The sequence below is a fragment of the Nitrospirota bacterium genome, from assembly GCA_040754395.1.
GTDB lineage: Bacteria > Nitrospirota > Thermodesulfovibrionia > Thermodesulfovibrionales > SM23-35 > JBFMCL01.
On sequence record JBFMCL010000043.1, the window covers coordinates 1 to 4,623 of the forward strand.

Genomic DNA, 4,623 nt, shown 5'->3' on the forward strand with positions numbered 1-4,623 from the left:
CTCGAAGGTAGTGGATCATGCCCCCTGCAGCGTATATGTGGTGAAAACGGGATAAATGCGCTGATCCCTGTTTCGCAGACGTATTTTACGGCAAGGGCCTCAGAAATGAGGCCCTTTTTCTTTGAAATTTCATATAATAAATTATTTCCGATGAAAAAATTTCCCATATTACATCTTGTCCTTTTCATTCTTACGACGATTACGACAGTTGTGGTTGGCGCACTCCAGTCCGGTGCGGATCTCATCGAAGAGCCGGCAATGATATATAAAGGGATTCCTTTCTCACTGACCCTCATGCTGATCCTGCTGAGCCATGAGCTGTCCCATTATTTTACCTCCCGAAGACATGGTGTGAAGGCAACGCTCCCGTATTTTATCCCCGCCCCTACAATTATCGGGACGTTCGGGGCTTTTATCAAAATGAAATCGCCAATCGTCACAAGAAAAGCCCTCATCGACATCGGTGCATCAGGTCCCATAGCCGGCTTCATCATATCCGTTATCGCCACAGTCATCGGGCTTCAGATGTCCGAAATTGTTACTCTTACGGAGACCAGGGGAGGACTGAATCTGGGAGGGTCTCTCCTGTTTTCTGCGCTGTCAAAGATGGTTCTGGGAGTAGTGCCTTCTGATTCGGATATCCTTCTGAATCCTGTTGCCTTTGCCGGATGGATCGGGCTTTTTATCACTTCCATTAATCTGATCCCTGTCGGACAGCTCGACGGCGGCCACATTGCATATGCCCTTCTCGGGGAAAAGCATAAGGTTGTGTCTGTTGTGCTGATTATCGTCATGGCTGTCCTCGGGCTGTTTTTATGGGAAGGGTGGGCTGTGTGGGCGGTATTGCTGCTGATTCTCGGCGTCGGACATCCTCCTGTGCTGTACTGGGAACCTGTGCTTGACAGGAAAAGGAAATATGTCGGGTGGTTTTCCGCAGCTATGTTTGTCCTCACATTCATCCCTGTTCCATTCCGGATTCTGTAAGGGACGGACGGCGTTCGGGCGCTGGTGTTTTCGGGGGGGATTTCTGTGGTATACTATCAGGTAGCAAAACTTCTATGTCCGTCAATCCCATGCGCGCAGGAAACAGTTGATATTCGGAAGATTTCTTGCCTGTTCTGGGACCGATAATACCATGAAAACAAATTCATTATAACCGAAAAGGAGATTCCGGATGAAAGTAATACTCAAGGACGACATTAAAAATCTGGGCACAATGGGGCAGATAGTGGATGTCTCTGACGGATTTGCCCGCAATTACCTGGTTCCAAAGGGGCTGGCAGTGGAAGCCAATACAAAAAACGTCAAAGCCCTCGAGCATGACAAGAGAATCATACAGGAAAAGGCAAAAAAGATTAAGAATCAGGCCCAGGAATTTTCTGAAAAGATTTCCGGCATGACGCTTATTATTAAGGCAAAGGCTGGCGAAGAAGGAAAGCTCTTCGGCTCCGTGACATCAATGGACATTGCTGAGCAGATGAAGCACGAAGGGATAGAGATAGATAAAAAGAAGATCTCAATTGAAGAGCCGATAAAGAGGATCGGCTCGTTTACCGTGAGCATAAAGACGCATCCGGAGATAACCGCGCAGCTCAATGTTCAGGTTGTTGAGGAATGAAACAGACCGATGTGCATCTTGAAAAGCTGCCGCCTCAGAATCTTGAGGCCGAGCAGTCTGTTCTTGGTGCCGTCCTGATCGACAATGACGCCCTCCCCCGGGTTCTCGAAATCCTTGATCCAGAAGACTTCTACAAGCTTTCCCACAGAAAGATATTCAATGCGATGACAGAGCTTTTCGACAAAAACGAACCGATCGACCTCATTACCCTGACCGATCAGCTCAAAAAAAAGGATGAGCTCGATGCAGTAGGAGGGATATCATATCTTTCCACACTCGTCAATATGATCCCGACTGCAGCTAATGTGAAATACCACTCGAATATTGTCAGGGAGAAGGCGCTTGTGAGGGGGCTTCTGAAGTCTGCCACAGAGATAGCGGGAAAGGTATATGAAGATACCCTTGATGCCGAAGACCTCGTTGACTATGCGGAAAAATCAATATTCGATATCTCCGATAAAAGGATTAAAGTATCGTTTGTGACGCTGAAGGATGTCATTAAGGACAGCTTCGAGATGATCGAGCATCTCTATGACAAGAAAGAGACAGTGACGGGAATTCCTTCCGGTTTCCGGGACCTTGACGATTTGACCACAGGGTTTCAGAAAGGCGACCTCATAGTAGTCGGCGGCCGTCCTTCAATGGGAAAGACCGCATTTACTCTTAATATCGCGCAGCATGTGGGGCTTGAACTCAGGGAACCGATTGCGATTTTCAGTCTTGAGATGTCAAAGGAACAGCTTGCGCTGAGGATGCTCTGCTCCGAGGCGATGGTAAACTCCAACAGCATCAGAAAGGGGTTCATCAGGAAAGAGGACTGGCACAAACTGACAAGCGCGGCAAGCAACCTCACGGGAGCGCCTATTTTTATTGATGATTCATCGAGTATCACGGTTCTTGAGCTGAGGGCAAAGGCAAGGCGTCTGAAAATGGAACACGGCCTCAGCCTCATTATCGTGGATTATCTTCAGCTCATGAAAGGCAAGGGGAGTTTTGAGAGACGTGAGCAGGAGATTTCAGACATATCACGATCTCTGAAAGGTCTCGCAAAGGAACTGAGCGTGCCGGTGATCGCCGTCAGCCAGCTCAACAGGAGCGTGGAATCACGGAGGCCGCCGAAACCCATGCTGGCAGACCTCAGAGAATCAGGTGCCATTGAACAGGATGCCGATGTGATACTCTTTCTTTACCGGCCGGAGGTATACGAAAAAGACAATCCGGCCAATAAGGGGAAGGCGGAAGTGGATATCGCCAAGCAGAGAAACGGTCCTGCCGGCGTGACGGTCAATCTGACATATCTTTCAAGCTGCACAAGGTTCATGAACATGACAGACAGGGGATTCGAAGAGATGGACGAGGAGACGTTTTGAGAAGATCACCAGCGGTCGCAGGACAATTCTATCACGGAAATGCGGCAAAGCTGTCGCAGCAGGTCGCACAGTATATAGACAGAAGCGCAAAGAAAGAGCGAGTCATAGGCGCGATCAGCCCGCATGCAGGGCTTATGTATTCAGGCTCTGTTGCAGGAGCGGTGTACTCTGCGATAGAGTTCCCGGATACATTCGTGCTCCTGGGGCCGAATCATACGGGGCTCGGAACGCCGGTATCTCTCATGGAATCCGGAGAATGGGAAATCCCTACCGGTATGTTTGAGGTTGATAAGGTGCTCTCCCATAAAATCGCCATGCATGCGCCCGTGGCAGCGAAGGATTCGAAGGGGCATATGTTCGAACATTCGCTCGAGGTGCAGCTTCCTTTTATTGCATATTTCCGGAAGCAGGTGAAGATTGTCCCGATTACCATTCTGACAGCTTCGCTTGATGAGTGCCGGTTACTTGGGGAGGGAATCGCAAAAGCAGTCAAAGAAGTTACGTATCCCGTGGTTCTGATAGCAAGTTCCGACATGAGCCATTATGTAACAGATACTTCTGCCCGACAGAAGGACAGAAAAGCCATAGACAGAATGCTCTCGCTTGACCCTGAAGGGTTGTTTGAAACCGTGGCCAGAGAGCGAATATCCATGTGCGGGTACCTTCCTGCCACAGCAACGCTGTTCGCGGCGAAAGCCCTTGGTGCCCGCTCTGCACGGCTTGTTAAGTACACCACATCAGGTGAAGTAAGCGGAGATTACGACCAGGTAGTGGGCTATGCGGGCATCGTCCTGAGATAGTTCAGGACACTATTGTTCAGTAAAACTCTCTCATGAATTATGACGCCGATAACCAATAAAAGAACAAGCAGGAGGTATCAGGTCGAGGGGATATACGGCAACCTGCTGTATGCATCAGACCTTGAGGTGCTGAATATCAGTGCTGATGGTGCAGCGATAGAAACAGCCAAAAGACTCGAATTGAACCGGGACTATGTTTTCAGGGTCAAGTACAGAAATACCTTTATACCACTGAAAGGGCGCGTGGTATGGGCAATCCTTGTATCACGACAAAGGACTAATTCCCGGCCCGCAGCTCCTGTTTACAGGGCAGGCATCCGATTTTCCGAGACCTTCAGTGAAAAGGCCAATCTGCTTCATGATTTTATCGAAGAAAACAAAATAAAATCGATCGAAAACAGACTGGGCGGGGTCAGGTTCAAAATTGCAGGTTCCGTAAATATCAAGGTCGACGTACCTTACAGGTACAGGGTAAACAGGATAAATCTCTCGGGAATGCTCGTCGAGGCGGAATATCCTCTGAAACCCGATTCTCATTTTGCGATAGAGCTTTTTGTCAACCATAAGCTCATGAATATCGAAGGAAGGGTTGCAAACTGCAGACGGCAGAGTAACGGCACACGTCCGAGGTTCAGGATTGGCATTGAATTTGTGAAGATATCGGATGATGACAGGGAATTTCTGGAAGAATTCATGAGGACGCTCGAACCTGTTGCCTCATAATAAAATGTTACCGAAGGATCGCTGACTCAGCGAGAGATTTTGTAGCATAGAGGAAGATTTTTTTCAGTTTATCTTCCAATGCCTTTCTCAGATGAAATGGGTTCAGGTTTTC

The 4,623-nt window shown here is 48.5% G+C and carries 5 protein-coding genes; all 5 read left to right on the forward strand.

Annotation, left to right across the window (positions count from 1 at the left end; all coding sequences use genetic code 11):
• The first annotated feature begins 150 nt into the window (after positions 1-150).
• Positions 151-984, forward strand: a complete 834-nt coding sequence (locus AB1552_14170) for a site-2 protease family protein (protein ID MEW6054905.1) — start codon at positions 151-153, stop codon at positions 982-984.
• A gap of 190 nt (positions 985-1,174) precedes the next feature.
• Positions 1,175-1,618 carry a 50S ribosomal protein L9 gene (gene rplI, locus AB1552_14175; GenBank protein ID MEW6054906.1) on the forward strand — a complete coding sequence of 148 codons (444 nt, stop codon included), beginning with the start codon at positions 1,175-1,177 and terminating at the stop codon, positions 1,616-1,618.
• A complete protein-coding gene (gene dnaB / locus AB1552_14180) occupies positions 1,615-2,988 on the forward strand; it encodes a replicative DNA helicase (protein MEW6054907.1) in 1,374 nt (457 codons plus the stop codon). The genes rplI and dnaB overlap by 4 nt, the downstream gene beginning before the upstream one ends.
• Positions 2,985-3,788 carry an AmmeMemoRadiSam system protein B gene (gene amrB / locus AB1552_14185; GenBank protein MEW6054908.1) on the forward strand — a complete coding sequence of 268 codons (804 nt, stop codon included), beginning with the start codon at positions 2,985-2,987 and terminating at the stop codon, positions 3,786-3,788. Before dnaB ends, amrB begins: the two co-directional genes overlap by 4 nt.
• 39 nt (positions 3,789-3,827) lie before the next feature.
• On the forward strand, positions 3,828-4,511 hold the full coding sequence (locus tag AB1552_14190; GenBank protein MEW6054909.1) for a PilZ domain-containing protein: 684 nt from the start codon (positions 3,828-3,830) through the stop codon (positions 4,509-4,511).
• Positions 4,512-4,623: the final 112 nt, after the last annotated feature.

Bases quoted from the DNA above. Each gene is read 5' to 3' on its own strand.
- AB1552_14170 (MEW6054905.1), top strand. From the start codon at position 151: ATGAAAAAATTTCCCATATTACATCTTGTCCTTTTCATTCTTACGACG.
- rplI (MEW6054906.1), top strand. From the start codon at position 1,175: ATGAAAGTAATACTCAAGGACGACATTAAAAATCTGGGCACAATGGGG.
- dnaB (MEW6054907.1), top strand. From the start codon at position 1,615: ATGAAACAGACCGATGTGCATCTTGAAAAGCTGCCGCCTCAGAATCTT.
- AB1552_14190 (MEW6054909.1), top strand. From the start codon at position 3,828: ATGACGCCGATAACCAATAAAAGAACAAGCAGGAGGTATCAGGTCGAG.